This is a genomic window from Roseobacter insulae, from assembly GCF_019375555.1.
Lineage (GTDB): Bacteria > Pseudomonadota > Alphaproteobacteria > Rhodobacterales > Rhodobacteraceae > Roseobacter > Roseobacter insulae.
This window is the reverse complement of record NZ_JAHXDN010000001.1, coordinates 702,860-724,981: the sequence shown is the minus strand read 5'-3', so window position 1 is coordinate 724,981 and position 22,122 is coordinate 702,860. Positions and strand designations below refer to the sequence as shown.

At 58.7% G+C, this 22,122-nt stretch carries 22 protein-coding genes and 1 pseudogene; 17 read left to right on the top strand and 6 right to left on the bottom strand.

Annotation, left to right across the window (positions count from 1 at the left end; genetic code table 11):
• Position 1 precedes the first annotated feature (1 nt).
• The 17 genes from KX928_RS03540 (at position 2) to KX928_RS03460 (ending at position 14,670) form a co-directional block, all read left to right on the top strand.
• Entirely contained in the window at positions 2-1,141 is a 1,140-nt protein-coding gene (locus tag KX928_RS03540; protein ID WP_257883501.1) for a Gfo/Idh/MocA family protein, read from the top strand.
• A 241-nt stretch (positions 1,142-1,382) separates the two neighbouring features.
• A complete protein-coding gene (locus KX928_RS03535) occupies positions 1,383-2,102 on the top strand; it encodes a hypothetical protein (protein WP_219498992.1) in 720 nt (239 codons plus the stop codon).
• A gap of 108 nt (positions 2,103-2,210) precedes the next feature.
• Positions 2,211-3,413 (top strand): 3-oxoadipyl-CoA thiolase, encoded by a 1,203-nt coding sequence (pcaF, locus tag KX928_RS03530; RefSeq protein ID WP_219498990.1) that lies wholly within the window; start codon positions 2,211-2,213, stop codon positions 3,411-3,413.
• 3 nt (positions 3,414-3,416) lie between these two features.
• Entirely contained in the window at positions 3,417-4,409 is a 993-nt protein-coding gene (gene paaA, locus KX928_RS03525; RefSeq protein WP_219498987.1) for a 1,2-phenylacetyl-CoA epoxidase subunit PaaA, read from the top strand.
• A gap of 5 nt (positions 4,410-4,414) precedes the next feature.
• Positions 4,415-4,759 (top strand): 1,2-phenylacetyl-CoA epoxidase subunit PaaB, encoded by a 345-nt coding sequence (gene paaB / locus KX928_RS03520; protein WP_219498986.1) that lies wholly within the window; start codon positions 4,415-4,417, stop codon positions 4,757-4,759.
• 29 nt (positions 4,760-4,788) lie between these two features.
• Positions 4,789-5,511, top strand: a complete 723-nt coding sequence (gene paaC, locus KX928_RS03515) for a 1,2-phenylacetyl-CoA epoxidase subunit PaaC (RefSeq protein ID WP_219500080.1) — start codon at positions 4,789-4,791, stop codon at positions 5,509-5,511.
• Positions 5,505-5,972: a 1,2-phenylacetyl-CoA epoxidase subunit PaaD gene (gene paaD / locus KX928_RS03510; RefSeq protein WP_219498984.1), complete on the top strand. Its 468-nt coding sequence runs from the start codon at positions 5,505-5,507 to the stop codon at positions 5,970-5,972. The genes paaC and paaD overlap by 7 nt, the downstream gene beginning before the upstream one ends.
• Positions 5,973-5,977: 5 nt before the next feature.
• Positions 5,978-7,042 carry a ferredoxin--NADP reductase gene (locus KX928_RS03505; RefSeq protein ID WP_219498982.1) on the top strand — a complete coding sequence of 355 codons (1,065 nt, stop codon included), beginning with the start codon at positions 5,978-5,980 and terminating at the stop codon, positions 7,040-7,042.
• Between the two features lie 9 nt (positions 7,043-7,051).
• Positions 7,052-9,094, top strand: a complete 2,043-nt coding sequence (gene paaZ, locus KX928_RS03500) for a phenylacetic acid degradation bifunctional protein PaaZ (protein WP_219498979.1) — start codon at positions 7,052-7,054, stop codon at positions 9,092-9,094.
• The gene (locus tag KX928_RS03495; protein ID WP_219498977.1) at positions 9,084-9,860 is read left to right on the top strand and encodes a PaaX family transcriptional regulator C-terminal domain-containing protein; all 777 of its coding nucleotides are present in this window, start codon (positions 9,084-9,086) and stop codon (positions 9,858-9,860) included. Before paaZ ends, KX928_RS03495 begins: the two co-directional genes overlap by 11 nt.
• Positions 9,861-9,903: 43 nt before the next feature.
• Entirely contained in the window at positions 9,904-10,518 is a 615-nt protein-coding gene (locus tag KX928_RS03490) for a ribonuclease D (RefSeq protein WP_219498975.1), read from the top strand.
• On the top strand, positions 10,515-11,477 hold the full coding sequence (locus KX928_RS03485; protein ID WP_219498973.1) for a KpsF/GutQ family sugar-phosphate isomerase: 963 nt from the start codon (positions 10,515-10,517) through the stop codon (positions 11,475-11,477). Before KX928_RS03490 ends, KX928_RS03485 begins: the two co-directional genes overlap by 4 nt.
• Before the next feature lie 30 nt (positions 11,478-11,507).
• The gene (gene lptC / locus KX928_RS03480; protein ID WP_257883500.1) at positions 11,508-12,092 is read left to right on the top strand and encodes an LPS export ABC transporter periplasmic protein LptC; all 585 of its coding nucleotides are present in this window, start codon (positions 11,508-11,510) and stop codon (positions 12,090-12,092) included.
• Between the two features lie 21 nt (positions 12,093-12,113).
• Positions 12,114-12,587 carry a lipopolysaccharide transport periplasmic protein LptA gene (lptA, locus tag KX928_RS03475; RefSeq protein WP_257883581.1) on the top strand — a complete coding sequence of 158 codons (474 nt, stop codon included), beginning with the start codon at positions 12,114-12,116 and terminating at the stop codon, positions 12,585-12,587.
• Positions 12,587-13,345, top strand: a complete 759-nt coding sequence (gene lptB / locus KX928_RS03470) for an LPS export ABC transporter ATP-binding protein (RefSeq protein WP_219498967.1) — start codon at positions 12,587-12,589, stop codon at positions 13,343-13,345. Before lptA ends, lptB begins: the two co-directional genes overlap by 1 nt.
• Before the next feature lie 250 nt (positions 13,346-13,595).
• Positions 13,596-14,162 carry a ribosome hibernation-promoting factor, HPF/YfiA family gene (gene hpf / locus KX928_RS03465; protein ID WP_219498965.1) on the top strand — a complete coding sequence of 189 codons (567 nt, stop codon included), beginning with the start codon at positions 13,596-13,598 and terminating at the stop codon, positions 14,160-14,162.
• A gap of 43 nt (positions 14,163-14,205) precedes the next feature.
• Entirely contained in the window at positions 14,206-14,670 is a 465-nt protein-coding gene (locus KX928_RS03460; protein ID WP_219498963.1) for a PTS sugar transporter subunit IIA, read from the top strand.
• 4 nt (positions 14,671-14,674) lie between these two features.
• On the opposite strand, the gene KX928_RS03455 is transcribed toward KX928_RS03460, so the two are convergent.
• The 6 genes and pseudogenes from KX928_RS03455 to KX928_RS03430 all read right to left on the bottom strand — a co-directional run bounded on the left by KX928_RS03455 (position 14,675) and on the right by KX928_RS03430 (position 21,939).
• Entirely contained in the window at positions 14,675-16,102 is a 1,428-nt protein-coding gene (locus KX928_RS03455; protein WP_219498960.1) for a nodulation protein NodH, read from the bottom strand.
• A gap of 3 nt (positions 16,103-16,105) precedes the next feature.
• Positions 16,106-17,806, bottom strand: a complete 1,701-nt coding sequence (locus KX928_RS03450) for a DUF5927 domain-containing protein (protein WP_219498958.1) — start codon at positions 17,804-17,806, stop codon at positions 16,106-16,108.
• Entirely contained in the window at positions 17,803-18,789 is a 987-nt protein-coding gene (locus KX928_RS03445; protein ID WP_219500078.1) for a glycosyltransferase family 2 protein, read from the bottom strand. Before KX928_RS03445 ends, KX928_RS03450 begins: the two co-directional genes overlap by 4 nt.
• A 205-nt stretch (positions 18,790-18,994) precedes the next feature.
• Positions 18,995-20,014: a glycosyltransferase family 2 protein gene (locus KX928_RS03440; RefSeq protein WP_219498956.1), complete on the bottom strand. Its 1,020-nt coding sequence runs from the start codon at positions 20,012-20,014 to the stop codon at positions 18,995-18,997.
• 47 nt (positions 20,015-20,061) lie between these two features.
• Positions 20,062-21,045, bottom strand: coding sequence for a UDP-glucose 4-epimerase GalE (galE, locus tag KX928_RS03435; RefSeq protein ID WP_219498954.1), 984 nt, complete (start codon positions 21,043-21,045; stop codon positions 20,062-20,064).
• Positions 21,046-21,065: 20 nt separating this feature from the next.
• A pseudogene (locus tag KX928_RS03430) lies at positions 21,066-21,939 on the bottom strand (UTP--glucose-1-phosphate uridylyltransferase).
• Positions 21,940-22,122 lie beyond the last annotated feature (183 nt).

The window sequence follows — 22,122 nt, the reverse complement described above, 5'->3', positions numbered from 1 at the left end:
GATGAGCAATCGCATTCGCTTGGGTATGGTCGGCGGCGGGAACGACGCCTTTATCGGGGCGGTGCACCGCATCGCGGCACGGCTGGATGATCGCTATGAGCTGGTCGCCGGTGCGCTGTCATCCACACCTGAAAAGGCACGCGCGTCAGGCGCAGCACTGGGCCTGCCCGAAGACCGTACGTACGATGATTTCAAACAGATGGCGATCCGCGAGGCGCGGCTCAAAAACGGGATCGAGGCCGTCGCCATCGTGACCCCCAACCACGTGCACTATGCCGCGGCGCGCGAGTTCCTGAGGCGCGGCATCCACGTCATTTGCGACAAGCCGCTCACCTCGACGATGTCGGACGCGCGGAAGATGTTCAAAGCGGCCGAAGATTCAGAGGCGCTGTTCATTCTGACCCATAACTACACCGGCTATCCGATGGTCCGGCAGGCGCGTGAGATGGTGGCAAACGGGGAACTGGGCACCATCCGTGTGGTTCAGGTCGAATACCCGCAGGACTGGCTGACCAAACACGAGGACTTCAAACAGGCCGCGTGGCGTACCGACCCCGAACGCTCCGGCGCGGGCGGGTCGACCGGCGATATCGGCACGCATGCCCACAACCTCGCATGCTTTGTGACCGGGCTGACAGTCGAAAGTCTCGCGGCGGATTTGCAGGCCTTCGTGTCGGGGCGGCAGCTTGATGACAATGCGCATGTCATGTTGCGCTTCAAAGGTGGCGCGCGGGGGATGTTATGGTCCAGCCAGGTGGCCCCGGGCAACGAGAATGCCTTGCGGATCAGGGTCTATGGCGAAAACGGCGGTCTTGAGTGGGCGCAGGAAAACCCCAATCATCTCTGGCACGCACCCTTCGGAGAACCGAAACGGCTGATCACCCGCAACGGGGCTGGTGCCGGGCATGCCGCCGCGCGGATGAGCCGGGTGCCCCCCGGACACCCTGAGGGGTATCTGGAAGGCTTCGCGAATATTTACAGCGAAGCGGCAGAAGCCATCACCGCTCATCGCACGGGCCAAAAACCCGCATCCGACGTGACCTACCCGACTATTCATGACGGGTTGCGCGGAATGCAGTTCGTGGATGCCTGTGTCCGATCCTCGTCGCGCAACGCCGCATGGGTCAAATTGCCTGAGTAAACCACTTGGTGTTGCTGCATTCGCGTCAACACACTGTTTACATCCGGGCAAATACGGCCCGCTGGATCAAGTGTTCAGCGGGCATCATTCTGAAAAGACTGCACATTCGGCACATCGCAGAGCCCGCATGAACCTCCGCGCGCGCCAAATTGCGAGAATACTTCTAAAATCAGCTTTTTCCTCGAAACATATTGGCAAGATACTTCAGGCATTTTTTGGCTTTGAATCATAGTGAGGCCAGATGTTTGAGACCCAATCCGCAGACCAGCTTGCGGCCCTTTTAGACCACTTTTCGGTACCGATGTTCGCGGCGGAACGCTCGAACGGAGAAGATTTTTTCAAGATAGTCTGCACCAACGAAGCCCATGCGACGGCAACGGGACTTCTGTCAACCAGCCTGCGCGATGTCAGTATTCGCGACATTCTGCCGGAGCCTGAGGCGCTGAACGTCAATGGCAAGTATAGTCAATGCGCCGACCTGCACAGTGACATCCGGTACTTCGAGACACTGACCATGCCGCAGGGTATTCAGCATTGGGATACCTCTATCCAGCATGTGCCGCTGAAATCCGGCGGGGACCGGATCATCGGGACCGCCTTTCAGGTCACCAGCGACCGTTACGCCGATGGTAACCAGATCACCTTCGACAACATCCGGTTCTTTTCCTCTCTCGCTGACATGCAACTGCAGAATCTCGTGTCCATGTTCGAAGCGGCACGCGATCAGGGCCTGTTCAGTGACGATAGTGCCGGGCGTGTCACACGTCTGTGTGGCATTTGCCGCACCGTGCAAAGATCGGTCGAAGATATCAAGGAGGCCGTACAAACGGCAAACCCGGCAAAACCCGTGCCGAAGGAAGCGCATCTGATGGTCAAGTCCAGTGGCCACGGCGATCTGATGCAAGAACTTGGGGGCAGCACGTTGCGCGCGCTGTTTGAAAGCGCACAGGACCAGATCTGATCCGTCACTCAAAGTGTTACGAATTATCACTCAATCAGCATAAATCGTAACATTATGATTGAAACGAATCCCTGCGTGCCATAAGCTCTCCCGAACCTGGAGGGCTTTATGCAGGCATTTATCTGTGACGCGCAACGCACACCGATCGGGCGCTATGGCGGTAGCCTGTCCCCCGTGCGCGCGGACGATCTTGCGGCGGCACCAATCGCTGCACTGATCGCGCGCAACCCGTCGGTCGACTGGTCACGGGTCGATGATGTGATCTATGGCTGCGCAAATCAGGCCGGCGAAGATAATCGCAATGTGGCGCGCATGGCGGCACTTCTCGCCGGTCTGCCCGTCGAGGTGCCGGGGGCCACGATCAACCGGCTTTGCGCATCTGGCATGGATGCGGTCGGGTCTGCTGCACGCGCCATTCGTGCAGGCGATATGGACCTTGCCATCGCTGGCGGTGTGGAAAGCATGAGCCGCGCGCCCTTTGTCATGCCCAAGGCCGAAACCGCTTTTTCACGCGCCAATCAGGTCTATGACACGACCATCGGCTGGCGCTTCGTGAACCCGAAGATGAAAGCTGACCACGGCATCGATTCCATGCCTCAAACGGCGGATAACGTAGCCGAAGATCATCAGGTGAGCCGCGCCGACCAGGATGCTTTTGCCGCGCGCAGCCAGGCCCGCTGGGCCGCCGCCGACGCAGCCGGTGTTTTTGCAGAAGAAATCAGCCCCGTGCTTGTGCCACAGCGCAAGGGTGATCCGGTTGTCGTTGACCGCGATGAACACCCCCGCCCCGATACATCCGCTGAAAAGCTCGGCAAACTGCGTGGGATCAACGGTCCGGACTGCACGGTTACAGCAGGCAACGCCTCCGGCGTGAATGATGGCGCCGCAGCCTTGCTGATCGCCTCCGAACAAGCGACCAGGGATAATGGCCTGACCCCGATGGCACGTATTGTTGCGATGTCGGCGGCGGGCGTCGCCCCGCGGGTAATGGGCATTGGCCCGATCCCGGCGTGTGAAAAAGTGCTGGCTCGCGCGGGCCTGAGCATTGATCAGATGGATGTGATAGAATTGAATGAAGCCTTCTCCTCACAGGGGCTGGCAACACTGCGCGCGCTTGGTGTCCCGGATGACGCGCCGCATGTGAATGCCAACGGCGGCGCCATCGCAATTGGCCACCCCCTGGGCATGTCCGGGGCGCGGCTGGTGATGACAGCCGCCTACCAGCTCAAGCGCACGGGCGGTCGCTTTGCGCTTTGCACGATGTGTGTCGGCGTTGGTCAGGGCGTTGCCCTCATTCTCGAAAGGATCTGAACGATGTATGCACAGATGATCAAATCCACCGGCAAGGGCGTGAAGTCTCTTGACGAGATGGACCCCGAGGAGCGCGCCTTTCAGGAGCGCATCAACGCCGGCGGCAAGATCGAACCCAAGGACTGGATGCCCGAAGGTTACCGCAAGACGCTGATCCGCCAGATTGGCCAGCACGCCCATTCCGAGATCGTCGGCCAATTGCCCGAAGGCAACTGGATCACCCGCGCGCCCACGCTGGAGCGGAAGGCGATCCTGCTTGCCAAGGTGCAGGATGAGGCCGGGCATGGCCTTTATCTGTACTGTGCCGCGGAAACGCTGGGGGTCAGCCGGGATCAGCTGACCCGCGACCTGCTGACAGGCAGAATGAAATACTCCTCCATCTTCAACTATCCGACCCTCACATGGGCCGATATGGGCGCTGTAGGCTGGCTCGTCGATGGGGCCGCGATCATGAACCAGGTGCCGCTGCAGCGCACCTCTTACGGGCCCTATGCCCGCGCCATGGTACGCATCTGCAAAGAGGAATCCTTTCACCAGCGTCAGGGCTTCGACATCATGATGAAGATGGTGAATGGCACGGAAGCGCAACGCAGGATGGCGCAGGATGCGCTCAACCGCTTCTGGTATCCGTCGCTGATGATGTTCGGCCCATCTGATGCAGAATCGGTGCATTCTGCACAATCCATGGCATGGAAGATCAAGATGAACACCAATGACGAACTGCGTCAGAAGTTCGTGGACCAGACCGTGCCGCAGGCGGAATACCTTGGCCTGACTGTCCCCGATGAGCACCTGAAATGGAACGAGACGCGGGGGCATTACGACTTCTCGGAACCCGACTGGGATGAGTTCTTTGACGTTCTGCAAGGTAACGGCCCCTGTTCGACCGATCGGATGGAAGCCCGTAACATGGCGTGGGACGAGGGCCGTTGGGTGCGCGAGGGGCTTCTGGCGCACGCGGAAAAGAAACGCGCACGCAAAATGGCAGCGGAGTAATTGATATGAGCAGCCCCGAATCCGGATCCTACGATGCCACCGAGGCAGCCCCCCATGGCAAACCCCGCGCTACCGAATGGCCCCTATGGGAGGTCTTTATCCGCGGGCAGCATGGCCTCAGCCACCGGCACGTGGGGTCGCTGCATGCCGCCGATGCCGAAAGCGCCATCAAGAATGCACGCGACGTCTATACCCGCCGCAACGAAGGTCTCAGCATCTGGGTGGTCGAAGCCAGCGCCATCGCCGCGTCATCGCCGGAAGAGAAAGGCCCGCTGTACGAGCCATCGAATGACAAGGTTTACCGCCACCCGACGTTCTTCGACATCCCTGACGAAGTAGGTGCAATGTGAGCGATCCGCTTTTCGAATTTCTGTGCCGGATGGGCGACAACACGCTGGTGCTGGGCCATCGCGTGTCGGAATGGTGCGGCGTGGCCCCGGTGCTCGAAGAAGACATCGCGCTGGCCAATACCGCGCTTGACCTGATCGGCCAGACAACGCTCTGGCTGAACCTCGCGGGCGAGGTCGAGGGCAAGGGCCGTGACGCCGATGCGCTCGCCTTTCGCCGCGATGTCTGGGATTTTCATAACGTGCTGCTGGTCGAACAGCCCAATGGCGATTTTGGCCAGACGATCATGCGGCAGTTCCTGTTTGACGCCTGGCACAGGGGCTATCTGACCGCCTTGACAGGCAGCAGCCACACGCAGGTGGCCGCGATTGCCGAAAAATCACTCAAGGAAGTCACCTACCACCTTGAACGCACAACAGATACGGTGATCGGCCTTGGCGACGGAACCGAAGAAAGCCACAAAAGGATGCAAAGCGCCCTTGACAGGCTCTATCCCTACATCGGCGAGATGTTTTTCAAGGATGCCGTCGATGAGGCGATGATATCCGAGGGGATTGCCCCTGATCCGACATCCCTCCGCGCGGCATTTGACAGCTTGCTGGACGAGGTCCTCGCCAAGGCAACGCTCACCCGACCTGACGGCACATTTGCCCATAAGGGCGGTAAATCCGGCCAACGCCACTCAGAACACCTTGGACACATCCTGGCGCAGATGCAGTGGCTGCAACGCGCCTATCCGGACGCAACATGGTAACCGACAAACCCGATGAAAAAACGATCTGGCAATGGCTGGACGCCGTACCGGATCCTGAGATCCCGGTCATCAGCCTGATCGACCTTGGGATCATCCGTGATGTTCAGTGGCGAGACGATACGCTCGAGGTGACGGTGACCCCGACCTATTCGGGTTGTCCTGCAACACGGATCATCAACCTTGATATCGAGACCGCACTCCGGAGCCACGGCGTTGAAAAGATCGCCCTTAAGACACAACTGTCTCCGGCCTGGACAACCGACTGGCTGACCGAACGTGGCAGAAAGCGGCTTGAAGAATATGGCATAGCGCCGCCGCAACCGGCGGGCGGACCAAGTCACTGCCCGCTTTGCAAGTCCGACCGGGTGGAGCGGATCAGCCAGTTCGGCTCGACCCCCTGCAAGGCGCAATGGCGCTGTCAGGAATGCCTGGAACCCTTCGATTACTTCAAGTGCATCTGAGAGATATGGCCCAGTTTCACCCCCTTACCGTGACCGATATTCACCACACCATTCGTGATGCTGTGGTGCTCACGCTGAAACCCGAAAACCCGGAAATCTTCGATTTCAAGCAAGGGCAGTACCTGACCTTCAAGCGCGACTTCGACGGGACGGAACTGCGGCGCAACTATTCGATCTGCGCGGGTCTTGACGACGGCGTGTTGCGGGTGGGCATCAAACGCGTGGACGGCGGCGCCTTTTCGACCTTTGCCAATACAAATCTCAAAGTCGGCGATACCCTGCAGGCAATGCCGCCATCGGGCACGTTTTTCACCGAGTTAGAGCCTGACCAGGCGAAATCCTACCTCGGCTTTGCCGGTGGGTCGGGTATCACCCCGGTGCTGTCGATCCTGAAAACCGTGCTGGCGCGAGAACCGCGCGCCACCTTCACGCTGGTTTATGCCAACCGTGCGGTTAACACGATCATGTTTCGCGAAGAGCTTGAAGATCTGAAAAACCGCTACATGGGGCGATTGACCATCATTCACGTTCTGGAATCGGGACAGGATATGGAGTTGTTCACGGGCCGTGTGGATCAGGAAAAGTGCGAGAACCTGTTCAAACACTGGATCGATGTGACGTCGGTCACTACAGCGTTCATCTGCGGACCCGAACCCATGATGCTGGCCATCGCGGATAGTCTCAAGACACACGGATTAGAGCCTGATCAGATCAAGTTCGAGCTCTTTACCGAAAGCCAGCAGGGCCGCCTGGCCAAACAGGCACTTGCGGCGCGCGCTGCGGATCAAGCGGGCACCGAGGCGCAGGTCACCGTCGAAGGTGTCACCCGCACGTTCACCATGCCCAAGGATCAATCCATATTGGAGGCCGCGCTCGACAACGCCCTGGACGCACCCTTTGCCTGCAAGGCAGGCGTGTGTTCGACCTGCAAGGCTCGGGTGCTGGAGGGCGAATACGAAATGCTCAGCAATCATGCCCTGGAAGACTACGAGGTCGAGCAAGGCCTTGTGCTGACCTGTCAGTGCTATCCGCTGAGTGATAAAATCGTCGTCGAATACGACACCCACTGAGGATCTCAAATGCCCAAGGATCAGAACCTGCGCGATGTCATGAGCTTTGCCGCCGGGCAATGGATCGGCCCGGGCGAAGGCGCGCGGTCCATTGCAAGCGCCATCACGGGCGAGGCCATCGCAACCGCCGGCAATGACGCGCTGGATGTGCAGGCAATGCTTGGTTTTGCTCGCGATACCGGTGGACCAAACCTGCGCAAACTCACCTTCCACGACCGCGCGCGCATGCTCAAGGCGCTCGCGCTTTACCTCAAAGAGCATCGCCAGCCGCTTTATGATCTCAGCTTCGACACGGGAGCCACGCAGTCCGATCACATGATCGACGTGGATGGCGGTATCGGTACGATGCTGGTGTTCGCGTCCAAGGGCAGGCGCGAAATGCCGGACGGGCATGTCTACCTTGATGGCCCGGTGGAACAGCTGGGACGTGACGGGCAATTCATGGGTCGTCACATCGCCACCCCGCTACTGGGCGTCGCCGTTCATATCAACGCGTTCAACTTTCCTGTCTGGGGCATGTTGGAAAAACTGGCGCCGACGATTCTGGCCGGTGTGCCGGCTATCGTGAAACCCGCAACAACAACCTGCTATGTCACCGAGGCCTGTGTGCGGATCATGCTGGAAAGCGGCCTGTTGCCTGCGGGGGCTTTGCAGTTGGTGACCGGCGGTATCGGCGATATGCTCGACCATCTCGATTGCCAGGATGCAGTCAGCTTTACCGGGTCAGCCGCCACGGCGCTGAAATTGCGTGCCAATCCCTTGTTGCTCGAACGCTCAACCCGTTTCACAGCGGAGCAGGACAGCCTCAACGCCTCCATTCTGGGACCTGATGCAGGACCCGGGACACCGGAGTTTGACCTTTTCATCAAGGAAGTTCACCGCGAGATGACGGCCAAGGCGGGGCAGAAATGCACCGCCATTCGGCGCATTATCGTGCCACAACCGCATGTTGATGCCGCCATTTCGGCGATATCGGAACGGCTGTCCGCCACGCGGTTGGGTGACCCGCGGTTGGATACCACACGTATGGGCGCGCTCGTTTCGCGCGGGCAAAAACGTGATGTTCTGGACAAGGTCGACCGGATCGCAGACGAGGCAGAAAGGGTCTTCGGTGACCCGGATGATTTCGCCGTCGACGGCGCGGACCGGGACAAGGGCGCCTTCCTGCCGCCGATATTGTTTCATTGCGCAAACCCCGACAGCGCCCAACGGGTGCACGACACCGAAGCGTTTGGCCCGGTCTCTACCGTTATGGGCTATCGCGACATCGATCATGCGATCCAACTGCTCAATCGCGGCAAGGGATCGCTTGTCGCCTCGGTGATCACCAATGATCGCGAGGTGGCCCGCGACATCACTGTCGGGTCTGCGGCATTTCACGGCAGGCTTTATTTCAATAACCGGTCATCGATGAAAGAGGCCACCGGCCACGGAGCGCCCCTGCCCCATATGGTACACGGCGGGCCGGGCCGCGCGGGTGGCGGCGAAGAGCTCGGGGGCATACGGGGCGTGATGCACTACATGCAACGCACAGCGGTTCAGGGCAGCCCGGATATCTTGACGGCGATCGGCGGCCAGTGGATCAAGGGCGCCGAGGAAATTACCGACAAACCTCACCCGTTCACGCGCGCCTTTAACGACCTGCAGATCGGTGACACGCTGTATGCCGGGCTCCGCACCATCACCCTGGAAGATATCGAGACCTTCGCACATTTTACCGGCGACACGTTTTACGCGCATATGGACGATGCGGCCGCTGCCGCAAATCCATTCTTTCCCGGACGTGTCGCGCATGGCTACCTGCTGTTGAGCTTTGCGGCTGGCATGTTTGTCCAACCCGACCCCGGTCCGGTCCTTGCCAATACAGGCCTCGACACTCTGCGCTTCATGGCACCGGTGGAGCCGGGGGACAGTGTCAGTGTCCGGTTGACCGTAAAGGCAAAGACGCCGCGCAACGACGACTACGGAGAAATACGCTGGCACGTGACATTGACCAACCAGAAAGAGGCAGCCGTTGCGGAATATGAACTGCTGACCATGAATGCCTTCTGAAGAAGTGAAGGGTTTTGCCAGCGCCCTCACCGATCTGGGGGGTCAGCGCGTCTGGTCGCTGCTTGTCAGCGTGTTTGGCGATTTGTCTCAGGCTGAAGGAGCCGGCATAGACGGACCTGTACTCTCGGCGATCATGACGGCTATGGATGTGCGCGCGGAAGCCACCCGCGTCGCGCTGCATCGCCTGCGCAACGATGGGTGGATCGTATCGCAGAAATCCGGTCGTACCAGCCGACACAGCCTGACACCGCATGGCCGGGCAGAAACCATCGCCGCGACCCGGCGTATTTACGCAAGCCCCGGCGACATGCCCACGGACTGGCAGATTGTCGTGACCCAAAGCGCCGAGCCCGATCAGCGTGACGACATGGTGACACGCGGCTTTTCACTGCTTCTGACACGGGTATTCATCGGGGCGGAGGACGCCATCCCGCCCCAAGGGGCACTGGCCCTCAGGGGCCGCAACGTTCCTGAATGGCTTAAGATGCAGCTGTCGCCTGAGGGGCTGAAGACCGATTACGACAACCTTCACGAGATCCTGCAGGAAATAGACCTGTGCCTTCCGGACGGAACACAGCTTGCACCGCTGGACGTGGCAATTCTCCGCTGCCTGATCGTACATAACTGGCGGCGGCTTGTGCTCAAGCACCCGGACCTTCCCGCTGCACTTTACACCGAGGGCTGGCGCGAACATGACTGCCGGGCGCTTGTCTGCAAGCTCCTGCGTCGGTTTCCAAGACCCGATCTGGCGGAGATTTCGAAGTAACCTCGTGCTTCCACAAGCCAAGAAGGCAGGATATAGGGTGTGCATGACTCATTCCGTTTACAAAAATGACCTGCCCGACGGTCTCGAACTGGGCCGTGTCGTCGCAATCGATTGCGAAACCATGGGCCTCAATCCGCATCGCGACCGACTGTGCGTCGTGCAGCTTTCAGGCGGGGACGGCAATGCCCATCTGGTGCAGATCGCGCAAGGCCAGACGGAGGCACGGAACCTCTGCGCCCTGCTGGAGAATCAGGACGTTTTGAAGCTCTTTCACTTCGGACGTTTCGACATTGCAGCGATGCTGAACAGCTTCGGCGCAACGGCGTCTCCCGTTTACTGCACCAAGATCGCGAGCCGGCTGGTGCGCACCTACACAGATCGCCACGGTCTGGCAAAACTGTTGCAGGAAATGCTGAACATCGACATTTCCAAGCAACAGCAGTCCAGCGATTGGGGGGCCGAAGATCTGACCGAGGCGCAAGTCGAATATGCCGCGTCAGACGTGCTGTACCTGCATGCCCTGCGGGATGCGCTCAACGTCATGCTGGAGCGGGAAGGTCGGATGGACATCGCACAGGCCTGTTTCGACTTTTTGCCCATGCGTGCACGCCTCGATCTGGAAGGCTGGCCTGACACGGATATCTTTGCACATTCATGAGCACACCTTTCCTTGATACGGCAAGACGCGTTATCCGCACCGAAGCGGACGCATTGACCACGCTGGCCGATCGGCTCGACGGACGCTTCCGTGACGCGATTGATTTGCTGCTGAACAGCAAGGGGAGGGTCATTGTCACCGGGATCGGAAAGTCCGGTCACATTGCCCGCAAGATTGCGGCAACGATGGCAAGCACCGGCACTCCGGCGCAATTCGTGCATCCGGCCGAGGCCAGCCACGGCGATCTGGGCATGATCACCAGCGCCGATGTTGTGCTGGCGATTTCGAATTCCGGCGAAGCGCCCGAACTTGCCAATCTGGTTGCCTACGCACGGCGCTTTGACATTCCCCTGCTGGGCATTACCAGCGTCGAAGGCTCCAGCCTCGGACGGGAATGCGACGTCGTGCTGTTGCTGCCCAAACTGGGCGAGGCCTGTGGCACCGGCGTTGTGCCATCCTCCTCCACCACAATGACCCTTGCCCTCGGGGACGCTCTGGCCATTGCGCTTATGGAACACCGCGCATTCACCCCGGAGAACTTTCGCGACTTCCATCCCGGCGGCAAACTGGGCGCGCAGTTGAGCCGGGTCTCCGACCTCATGCACACGGGCGACGAACTGCCATTGGTGACCCCGACAACGCCGATGTCCGAAGCGCTGATAGAGATCAGCCAAAAGGGTTTCGGTGTGGTGGGCGTGACCGACGCTGCAGGCCACCTCGCGGGGATCATCACAGATGGTGACTTGCGGCGCCACATGGAGGGGCTTCTGGCCCTGCGCGCACAGGATGTCATGACCGCCTCCCCCGTCACCATCGAACCGGGCGCATTGGCTGAAAAAGCGGTCGCGATGATGCAGGGGCGTCAGATCACCAGCCTGTTCGTCGTCGCGACGGACGGTCCGCCGATCCCGCAGGGTCTGATCCGCATTCATGACTGTCTGCGCGTCGGACTGGGCTGAGCGCCGATGCAGGGAGATCGTTACTCACGCATGGTGGCATGGCTCAAGGTGGCTCTGCCGCTTGCCGCTCTGGGCCTCCTGTCTACCCTGTTTCTGCTGGCACGGGTGGTCGACCCGACCAGCTCGATCCCTTTTGCCGATACCGAGGTTCAGGACCGCTTGCTGAACCAGAAGGTCTCGGGCCCCTATTACTCGGGCACAACAGCAAACGGCGACCTGATCGCCTTTGTGGCCGAAACCGCAAGCTCACCCAACAGCATGGCGGGGCCCACAACGGCAAAAGATGTCTTCGTGAAGGTCGACATGGCCAATGGCACGCGCCTGACCGTGACCTCGAAAGAAGCCACCATCGATCTCGCAAACGACACTTCGGACTTGACGGGCAATGTGGTCATCACCACGTCACAGGGATACCAGATAACCAGCGAAGCATTGACCGCACGCATTTCCGCCCTCGACATCAGGTCACCCGATACCGTGCTTGCCACGACGCCTGGCGGCGATCTGATCGCGGGTCAAATGCACCTGATGTCACCCGAACCGAACGCGCCGGCCCAATTGTTTTTCACAAACGGCGTGAAACTGATATATCAGCCCAAACAGGTGAAAGACTGACGCGTGAAATTGTTAAAACTAATGACCCTCCCCTTGATAATTCTGGCGACGGCTCCCGCGCTCATGGCGCAAGGGACGCAGGTCGCATTCGGGGCCTTGCAACAAGACAAAAGCCTGCCCGTCGAGGTCACGGCTGACAATCTGTCGGTCGATCAAGCCACCGGAACCGCCGTTTTCACAGGAAATGTGGTAGTTGGTCAGGGAGAGATGCGGCTTTCCGCGAAACGCGTGCTGGTTGTCTACCGTGAAGAAACCGATGGGATCGAAAGCATGGAGGCAACGGGCGACGTGCTGCTTGTTTCTGGTCCTGACGCGGCCGAATCAGAGAAGGCCAACTACAATATCGATGATGGCACGATCGTGATGACGGGCAATGTCCTGCTGACCCAAGGGCCATCGGCACTGACGGCGGATCGCATGACGGTTCAGCTTGAAAGCGGCACCGCGCAAATGTCCGGCTCGGTCAAAACGATCCTTCAAACGGGCGACAACTGATGGCCCGACCCGTCCTGACGGTTGCCGATGGGTCTGCCGGGCTCCATGTGGAGCACCTGCGCAAATCCTACCGCAAGAAGACAGTCATTCGCGATTTCTCGATGTATCTGGAAAAGGGCGAAGTTGTTGCGCTTCTGGGGCCTAACGGGTCGGGTAAAACCACGACGTTCTACGCCGTAGCGGGGCTGGTTATTCCCGAGGGCGGCACGGTACGCATCGACGGTCAGGACGTCACGCAGCTGCCGATGTACCGCCGTGCGCGCCTCGGCATCGGCTACCTGCCGCAGGAGATGAGCATCTTCCGCGGCTTGTCGGTTCAGGACAATATCAGCGCCATTCTCGACATCCGTGAGCCCGACCGCCACAAGCGTCGCGAACGGCTTGAGGAACTGCTAAGCGAGTTTTCCATCGAGCACCTGCGCCGCGCGCCCGCCCTCGCATTGTCGGGGGGAGAGCGGCGCCGGGTCGAAATCGCGCGATGCCTTGCCGCCAATCCAAAATACCTGCTGCTCGATGAACCTTTCGCGGGAGTCGACCCGATTTCTGTCGGCGACATCCGGCACTTAGTCGCAGACTTGAAGAAACGCGGAATCGGTGTCCTGATCACGGATCACAACGTCCGCGAGACGCTGGAAATCGTTGATCGCGCTTACATTCTGCACGAAGGACGGGTGCTCATGTCGGGAACGCCGGACGAGGTTGTGCAAAACGAAAACGTGCGTCGTGTCTACCTTGGCGACAACTTCAAAATCTCCTGATCAGCGCGCGCGAATGTTAACCATTTTTCTGCTCATTCAGCCCGCTTTTGTTTGACTCTGGTGTCGGTTATCGGGCTCAATAAGCGTATGGCACTTACCAGTTCCTGTCTGTCCGCGCATCGGCCTGCTTGTCAGGGCCCGTTCGGCAATAACCAAATGGAACGCCATTTTCCGTGATCCTTCGGCTTGTGTTGCAGGCGCTCATGCGTCCGCGAAATGGCTGTGGGATCGACCATCTTAAGGAGAGACCATGCGGTATCAAATCAGCGGCAAACAGATCGACATTGGCGAGGCCCTGCAAATCCACGTGCAACAGGAATTGGGCGAAGCGGTAAAAAAATATGCCGAACGCCCGACTGAAGCGGTTGTGGTGTTCTCCAAGTCAGGTCACGAGTTTGTCTGCGAAACGACGGTACACTTGTCTACTGGCTTGACCGCACAGGCAAAAGCGCATCAGACGGAGATCTATGCCGCATTTGATACATGCTGCGACAAGATGGAAAAACAGCTGCGGCGATACAAGCGCAGGTTGAAAGATCATCACAAAGATCGGGTAGAACCGGTTGAAATCTACGGTGCGTCCTCCTATATCCTCGCATCAGACGCCGACTCAGAATCGCAGGAGCCAGAGACGCTGCAACCGATCATCGTCGCCGAAATGGAAACAAAGATACCATCTTTGTCTGTCGGTGAAGCGGTGATGCAAATGGAGCTCGCTGGTGCCCCGGTTTTGGTCTTTAGAAACGAAGGCAAAGAGGGTTTGAATGTCGTTTACCGTCGCGACGACGGGAATATTGGCTGGATCGACCCGCAATAGGATGTCCGAGAGGCAAAGTCGCCTCAATAAAAGTGCGAGCATTATGGATTTTGACAAACTCCTCAAGCCTGAGGCAGTGAAGGTTTTGACTTCCGCTTCCAGCAAGAAACGTCTCATGCAGGAGCTTAGCGATCTAGCAGAACACGCGTACGACCTCAGCGCGGGGTCCGTTCTTGATGCGCTGTTGGAGCGGGAGGCGCTGGGACCGACAGGCGTGGGACATGGTGTTGCCTTGCCGCATGCGCGGCTGGACGGGTTGGACGAAGTTGTTGGTGCATTTGTCCTGCTGGACAAACCGATTGACTTCAATTCCGTAGATCGTCAGCCCGTCGATATCGCCTTTGCCCTGTTCGCGCCGGAAGATGCGGGTGTCGAACATCTCAAGGCGCTTGCCCTGGTGTCTCGCACGCTGCGCGACACCAGCATTTGCAGCAAGCTCAGAGCGAACCCGAACCCGGCAACACTGCACACGATCCTGACATCTGCCCAGTCGGAACAAGCCGCCTAGCGCCTTAACTCCAGCGCTCAAATCCGAACATCATGTAGTCACGCTGGTAGGCCTGCGCGACGGCATGCTCAATCTCCTCGTCATAAACATCCTTCAGGGCGAATGGCGTGTCCTTGGCGCTGAACGTGATCGCAGGTGGCGCAGAAACCCCCAACCGGGCTGCCACCGCGGGCAAGTCCTCCTGCATCTCACTTTCACGAATGACAAGGTCCGGCAGGGCGAATTGCGCAAATCCCTGGAGCGCCTGCGCCTGGGTGCACCATGCGGCGTCCACCCTGATCGAGGTCTGCCCGGTCAGGTTTTCCCTGAGGAACCCAAGAAAAGTCAGAAAAGCCGCCTTGTGCCGGTCCAGATCATAGGTGTCATCAACCCCAGCTTCCGGAACCCCCAGACCGTAGCGCTTGATCAATGTGTGCCGGATGGCCTCGTACACCCGCGGACCCTGGCCCAGAATGAAGCTGCAGAAAACATGGTGCGCCCGGGCCACCGGATGGCGCAAAACAGTGAAAGTTCTTTGCCCTTTATGCCGACGCTTCCACTGGCGAAGATCCTTTTGCGACATGCCTGTGATCAGATCGTCCCGCGCCACACCGTCCAGCGCTGCCATCCACTCAGTCACAGGGTCGACCGGCCCGCCCTTGAGGGGCAGGTACAACAGGCCAGTGTTGGCGCAGGCGACATAGCTCGGTACGGCTGCGAGGCGACGTGGCTCGAAATTCGGCGTGCGCGTCAGGTTGAAGCGGTCCAGCTTGGACAGCGCGGTTTCCATCTCCGCAAAGTTGCTTACCTTGCTGGCGAGAGGCGCCGGATTTTGCACCTTGAGACTGCTGTCGAGCTTTTCCAATCGCCCGGGCACCCCAAGATATGCAGCCAAACCATTTATCATATCCTTTGACTGCAAATCTTCGTAGGAGATGTAGAACGCCGTTTGGCCACTGGCCTGCAACCGGTTGTGAAGCTTGAGCTGGAAATTCTGCAATGCTTCCAGATAATCCGCGAAGTCGGTTGCGTCAAAAACGGCCCGCGCGGCCTTGCGCCGTTTCACATCAGTAAGTTTCCACTGACCGGTCGTGCGTGCGATTTTCCAGCTGACGTAACTTTCTGCCGGATTGCGTGTCAGGATGGTCTTGGCGCAGTTTGTATCGTCGAGGATCGCGTCCAGGACCCGGGGATCGTGGTCGTGAAAGTACCGAAAGCCCGACAGGTTCGTCCCCCGAGACCTCAGCCTATCCAGCAGCTCGTGCGGTCGGCGGTCGCGCTCCGCAAGAGTGATACCCAGCAATTCCTGGCGGTCGGGGTAGCCAATGAAATGCGGGTTGAAGGCCTCACCGTGGCAGCTAACGCCCTCTATCGCATTCAGGTTGGTTTCCAAAAAGTTTGATCCCGTACGCATCTCGGCAAAGATCACGAATGAATCGAAAGACGAGGTCATGGATCAGCGCACCAGATAGGGTTTGCTGGCTTTGTCCGGCGTTCCCACCGTGCCCATTTGCTCCACCGGGAAATCGCCCATGAGATACGGATGCATTCCCTGATTTTTGAGGTTCTGCAAAAATTGACCGAAGCCCTTCAGGTTGACCATCCGTGGGACCTCGGACAGCCGACGGGGGGCCGACGGGCCGATCTCGTCCAGAATGCCCTGTAACGGTTCCATCGGCGCTTCGATGAATTCCGCCATGGTCCAGATGCGCACCCGCGCTTTGACCCAGGTGGATCGCAGCACGTCGAGGTGCTCACTTTCGGTTTTCTGCAATTGCGCTGCAAGCCGGCGCAAATCCATGAAATTCGCATTGGACCGGAAAAGCGGGACAGCCCATGCGCCACTGATGACCGAAACCTGTGCATTGGGGTCTTTTGCTACACGCCAGTTGATTGCCTGATTGTCGCCGGGTCCAAATTGAAAGCACTGCCGCTCGCCCCGCGTATTCCAGATCAGGTTTGTCAGGAAGGCATGGGGGTTGTAGTCGCGCAAGGTCGCGCTGCTGCTCAACGCCCCGTTCATGGCGGTGTGACCTTCTGCGAAATGTGCCCCGTCCGGCGCGAACAGGTGCCCGTGCACGCGCGCACCCGTGGACTTCGCAAGCCAGGGTTCGAAATTCTCGAACAGCTCGGCAAATCCCTGAAACATCGAATAGGGCGCGGCCGTCACACCGTTTTCCCAATCTTCGCGGGGGTGCCGGCTTTGCATGTAAAGACCCGCACGCCCCCGCGTCCGGCGCTCCACCGCCTTGGCAAAAATCCGGTCGATCTTGCCCGGGTTAGGTTCGGTTTTCTTCATGGCACCCGCCACATCGGTCAGGAATGCATCATACAACCGGTTGGCATGTGGCCAGATCTTCCGCGCCACGAAACAGTCTGATCGCCGCAGCAGTTGCAGATGATCATCGTAAAAGATGTGCGGTTTACCCTGATAATCGAATTTCGAGAGGGTCAGCGACCGGCTTTCGATGTTGATCGCATATTGCCGTGCCAGCGTCTGGAAATAACTCTCATCGGGGATCCATACGCGCCGGAAGTACCGGTCATATTCATCACGCGCCGGATCCTGCAATATAGCGGAAAGCGTCTGGCGGGTCAGGCACCACCATTGCGACCCCATGTGCGGTACCAGCCCACCGGGCACCTTGCGTTTGACCCGCAGCGCGCGTTGTATGGCGACATACCGGTCGAACAGGTAACGCCGCCGTTTCCACGGGAAGGGAAACCGCAGGGTAAACCGCTCCGCATCAAGCCCGCCCACCGTCCACGGCACGTCCGAGGTCGTGGCGCTTTCGATGAAATCAGTTTGCGGCCGCTCGGCGAGATAGTCGATCAGTTCCTCTACCGGGCGCAGCGGCAGGCAGGAGCCCGAGGCCAGGTAGACATGGCGCACTTGCGGAAACTCCGCCAGCATCCTCTCGGATGCCGTCTGCGTGGCTGCCACGATGCCCCACGTGCCCCATTCACATCGAAACCGCTTGGAGAAAGTTATGTCCGGCACATCGGACAGCCCGGCCACGAAAGCGTCGTAGGTTTTGCGGGCCACGCTTTTGTCGACATGGATCACAACGGGGCATCCGGCAGCCGACCAGTGGCGCACCACCTGCTCCGCCCGACCCAGCGCCGTGTGCACCAGCATGACGATGCCGACACTCACGCCCAGTTCCCCTTGGACATCAGGCCCAGTATTTCAAGCTGCCGCCAGTTGATGTATTTTTCCGACCACTTGCACCAAAGCTGCGGATCATCCGCAAGGCTCGTTGCATAGGCCCTGTATTCGTAGGATTCCGCGTAATGCTGTTGGCGGCCGATTTCTTCGCTCGCCTTATCCGCGAAGGTATCGAGGAACTTGGCGTGCAGCAGAACGCCCGATGCCTTCTCCCCACCCCATTCATCGTAGACGAGGTTCAATCCGCGCGGCAGAAGCATGTGCGTGGAATTCACATAAGCATACCGCCGGTCCCATTTGACGAGCGGGATCTTGTTCAGCGCCGGTGCCCGTTCGGGTTCTTCGGGGAAAAAGACCCGGCTGCGCGGACCGCCCTGTATCCACAAGTTGCCGTAGAGATGGTTACGCGAAATCGTGTAGTTGCCGCTGTCGAACCAGCACGCGATGTCGATGGGGTCCTGGCCGGGCAGATAGGGTTGTTCCTCCAACCGGCCCTTTGGATACATGTCGAGCAGCATTGCCGAAAACGCCCGGATCGAGCAACTGTCCAGCCAGTCGGTCAGCGCGCGCAGCGGCCGGGTATCGCAAAACGGATAGAGCAGGAATTCATCGGGGTCGACCACAACGCACCAGTGACCGTCCGCGTATTTGCCCTGCAGGTAGTTCAGCCAGTCAACGCCGTAGCGTGACTTCTTGTAGCTTCCCCTTGTCCGCCACAGCGATACATCCGGTTGATCCGCAAGATAGTCTGCGGTGCCGTCCGTGCTGTCATTATCCACGATGAAGAAATGGGTCACACCCATATCACGATAGTAGTCGAGAAAATATGGAAGGCGCACTTTCTCGTTGCGCTGGGTGGAGAACAGCAGGATTTCGCCTTCGCCAATCTGCGCCGTCCGGTCCACAACCCGGCGTAACTCAAGGCTCTTGCGGCGGGCACGAATTCGCAGACGCTTTCGCGCCAGACGCATCCGGTAGGATCCCAGAACACCCAAGCTTCAGCCCTTCTTCGCCGCCTCTTCCGCGGGTTGTTTCCAGGCAGTTTGCCGGCGTCTCCCCACGTCGATTTGTGTGCCGCTTATGTTAATTCGCGACTTGTTGACATTTTATTGCCTAAAAAGCGATTTTTCGCAATGTTTTATAGCATTGTGCACGGATCGGCGACAGAACGTGACATCACCAGCTTCCCCGCGACATCAACCGAAGATCGACCAGCTGTTGCCATCCTCTGTAGGCGATTGACTGTTCATCCCATAAATCAGGATTTTCAGCTAGCGCATGATAGTATGTGTCGTATTGTTCCGAGTTGGAAAAATGCTGCTGTCGTGACTGTTCTTCGCGCGCCCGATCCGACACGCCTGGCAAGAATTTGGTATGCAGCAATACGCCTGAAACCTTCTCCCGTCCTGGCGCGTCGTAAATCCTGTTCAACCGCCGCGGCAGCGCATTATGGGTCGAATTTACAAAGACATAGCGCCTGTTCCATTTCACCAGCGGGATTTTGTTCAAGGTCGGTGCACGGCGGGGTTCGTCCGCGAAAAAGCAGCGCGCCCGCGCACCGCCCTGTAGCCAAAGGTTATCCATCTTGGGTTGCCGTTGGGCCCAGTAACCATAGCCGTCAAACCAGTTCAGAACGTCACAGGGGTTTTGTCCGGGAGTGTATCGCTGCGCATCCGGGGATCCCTTCGGATACAGATCCAGCATCGTGGCGCCCATCATCTCCTGCCCCTGCTGCTCCAGCCACGCGGTGAGATGCGGCAATGGCCTGCTGTCATGGTCGGGGTACACCAGCAGTTCGTCCGCATCGACAGTGATGGTCCAATGCCCATGGCCATGACGGATCAGCAACCACATCAGCCAATCCATGCCAAAGCGCGCATCCTTATACCCGGCTGTTGTGTGCCAAAACGAAACATCCGGGGCAGCGGTCAGCACGGCGGCGGTATCATCCGTGCTGTCATTGTCGACAATCAAAAAATGGGACACGCCCAACCGGCGGTAATGCTCCAGGAAATACGGAAGCCTGATGGCCTCGTTACGGACAGTTGCAAACAAAAGGATGTCACCCGGGGCAATCTCTGCCGTGAGGTCCTTGATCCGGTTTAACTGGTGGCGGCTCCGAAAACCGCGCCACAGCAGTCTTCGGCGTCTGAGCCGAAGCTTGTATCTGGTCCAAAGGCCAAGCCGTGCCATCATGGGTCCTTTCTGCCCCGGACCGGGTGGATGCGTGTTACAGGTGCACCCTACTTGTCATAATGGCCGTTTTGATGCCAGCGCCAGGCATCGGTGATCATGGAGCGCATGGTTGAGCGCGTCGGCGTCCAGCCAAGCTCGCTCTCTGCCCGGGTGGAGCCGGAGACCAGCTTCGTACAGTCGCCGGCACGACGCGGACCTTCTGAATAGGGCACCTCGCGGTTGGTGACTTCACGCGAGTGATCCATGACTTCACGCACCGAGAATCCGCTCCCGGTGCCAAGGTTGAACACCCGGCTGCCTTTTCCGTCCTGCAGCCATTTCAATCCCAGCACATGCGCATCCACCAGATCGCAGACATGCACATAGTCACGTATGCAGGTGCCATCGGGCGTGGGATAATCCGTGCCATGGATCGTCAAAGCATCACGCTTTCCGTCAATCGCGTCCAGCAGAACCGGGATCAGATGCGTCTCTGGCCGGTGAAATTCGCCTACTTCGCCTTCAGGGTCGGCCCCTGCCACGTTGAAGTAGCGGAAGATGACATGGTGCAACCCATGTGCCGGTTCAAAGTCGCGCAGAATGTCCTCTATCGCGCGTTTGGATGCTCCGTAGGCGTTAATCGGGTGCTGTGCTGACTGTTCATCCAGCACCACGTTGTCCTGATCGCCATAGGTTGCGCAGGTGGAGGAAAAGACGAAATTCAGACATTTCGCTGCAACCGCGGCCTCGATCAGGGTCAGCGAGCCGCTGACGTTGTTGCGCCAATAGGCACCGGGATCCTGCATGCTCTCGCCCACTTGGCTGAGAGCGGCGAAATGCATGACCGCGACGGGTTCATATTGTGCGAAAACCTGATCAAGCCGTTCCCGGTCCAGCAGGTCGCCGCGTTCGAAAGGGCCAAACTTGACCGCCTGTTCCCAGCCTGTGATCAGGTTGTCGTAGGTGACCGGCGTAAACCCGGCTGCCTTCAACGCTTTGCAGGCGTGCGAGCCGATATAGCCTGCGCCGCCCGTGACCAGTACATTACTCACATTGCTGTCCTAATCTTCGACTATTCCGCAGCTTTGCCCATGCTTACAACATCGTGCAGATAGGACGAAAGGTCATCGCGCAATTCTTCGCGATCCAGCCCAAAGGCAACCGTGGCCTGCAGGAAGCCCGACTTGGAACCACAATCGAAACGCTGGCCTCGGAAGCGATAGCCATAGACGCCGTTCTTGTTGTCGATCTCTGCGGCAATGGCGTCGGTCAGCTGGATTTCCCCGCCGGCACCGGATTTGATCCTGCTCAGGTTTTTCAGAACAGACGGCGAAAGGATGTAGCGCCCGATGACGGCCAGGTTCGATGGTGCTTCGTCAGCTTTTGGCTTTTCCACCATTCCCTTAACCTTGACCATCGCGCCCATGTCTTCCGATACATCGAGCACACCGTATGAGGAAGCTTTATCCGGCGCGACTTCCATCGCGGCGACCATGTTGCCGCCCGTTTCGGCATAGGCCTCAACCATCTGCTGCAATCACATCGTCCGGCAAAATGACGGCAAAGGGTTCGTCTGCAATCAGGCGGCGTGCGCACCACACGGCGTGACCGAGACCAAGCGCCTTGTGTTGTCGAATGTAGGCAATCGCGCCGCTGTCCATATTGGTGCTTTTCAGAATTTCCAGAAGGTCGGTCTTTCCCTTCTTGCGCAATTCCTGCTCTAGCTGCGGTGCGTGGTCAAAATAGTCCTCCAGCGCACCTTTGCCGCGCGAGGTTACAAAAATGAATTCCTTGATGCCTGCCGCACGCGCCTCATCGATTGCGTATTGGATCAGCGGGCGATCCACCAGTGTCATGATTTCTTTTGGAACTGATTTCGTTGCGGGGAGAAAGCGCGTCCCCATGCCTGCAACAGGAAAAATCGCTTTGGTAACTTTACGTTTCATTAAATGGCCCTCGCACCTGATAATCGCACTCTACAGAACTCCACGTAGTGTCGAATTGCGTCAAAAACACGACGTGCCATCCAATTAAAGCAAATTTTAAGCACAAATCGAGCCATTTGGTGGATTATAGCAGGGACTCGCCTATTATGCTCGTATTACGGGCGGCATCCTGCATAGCATGCA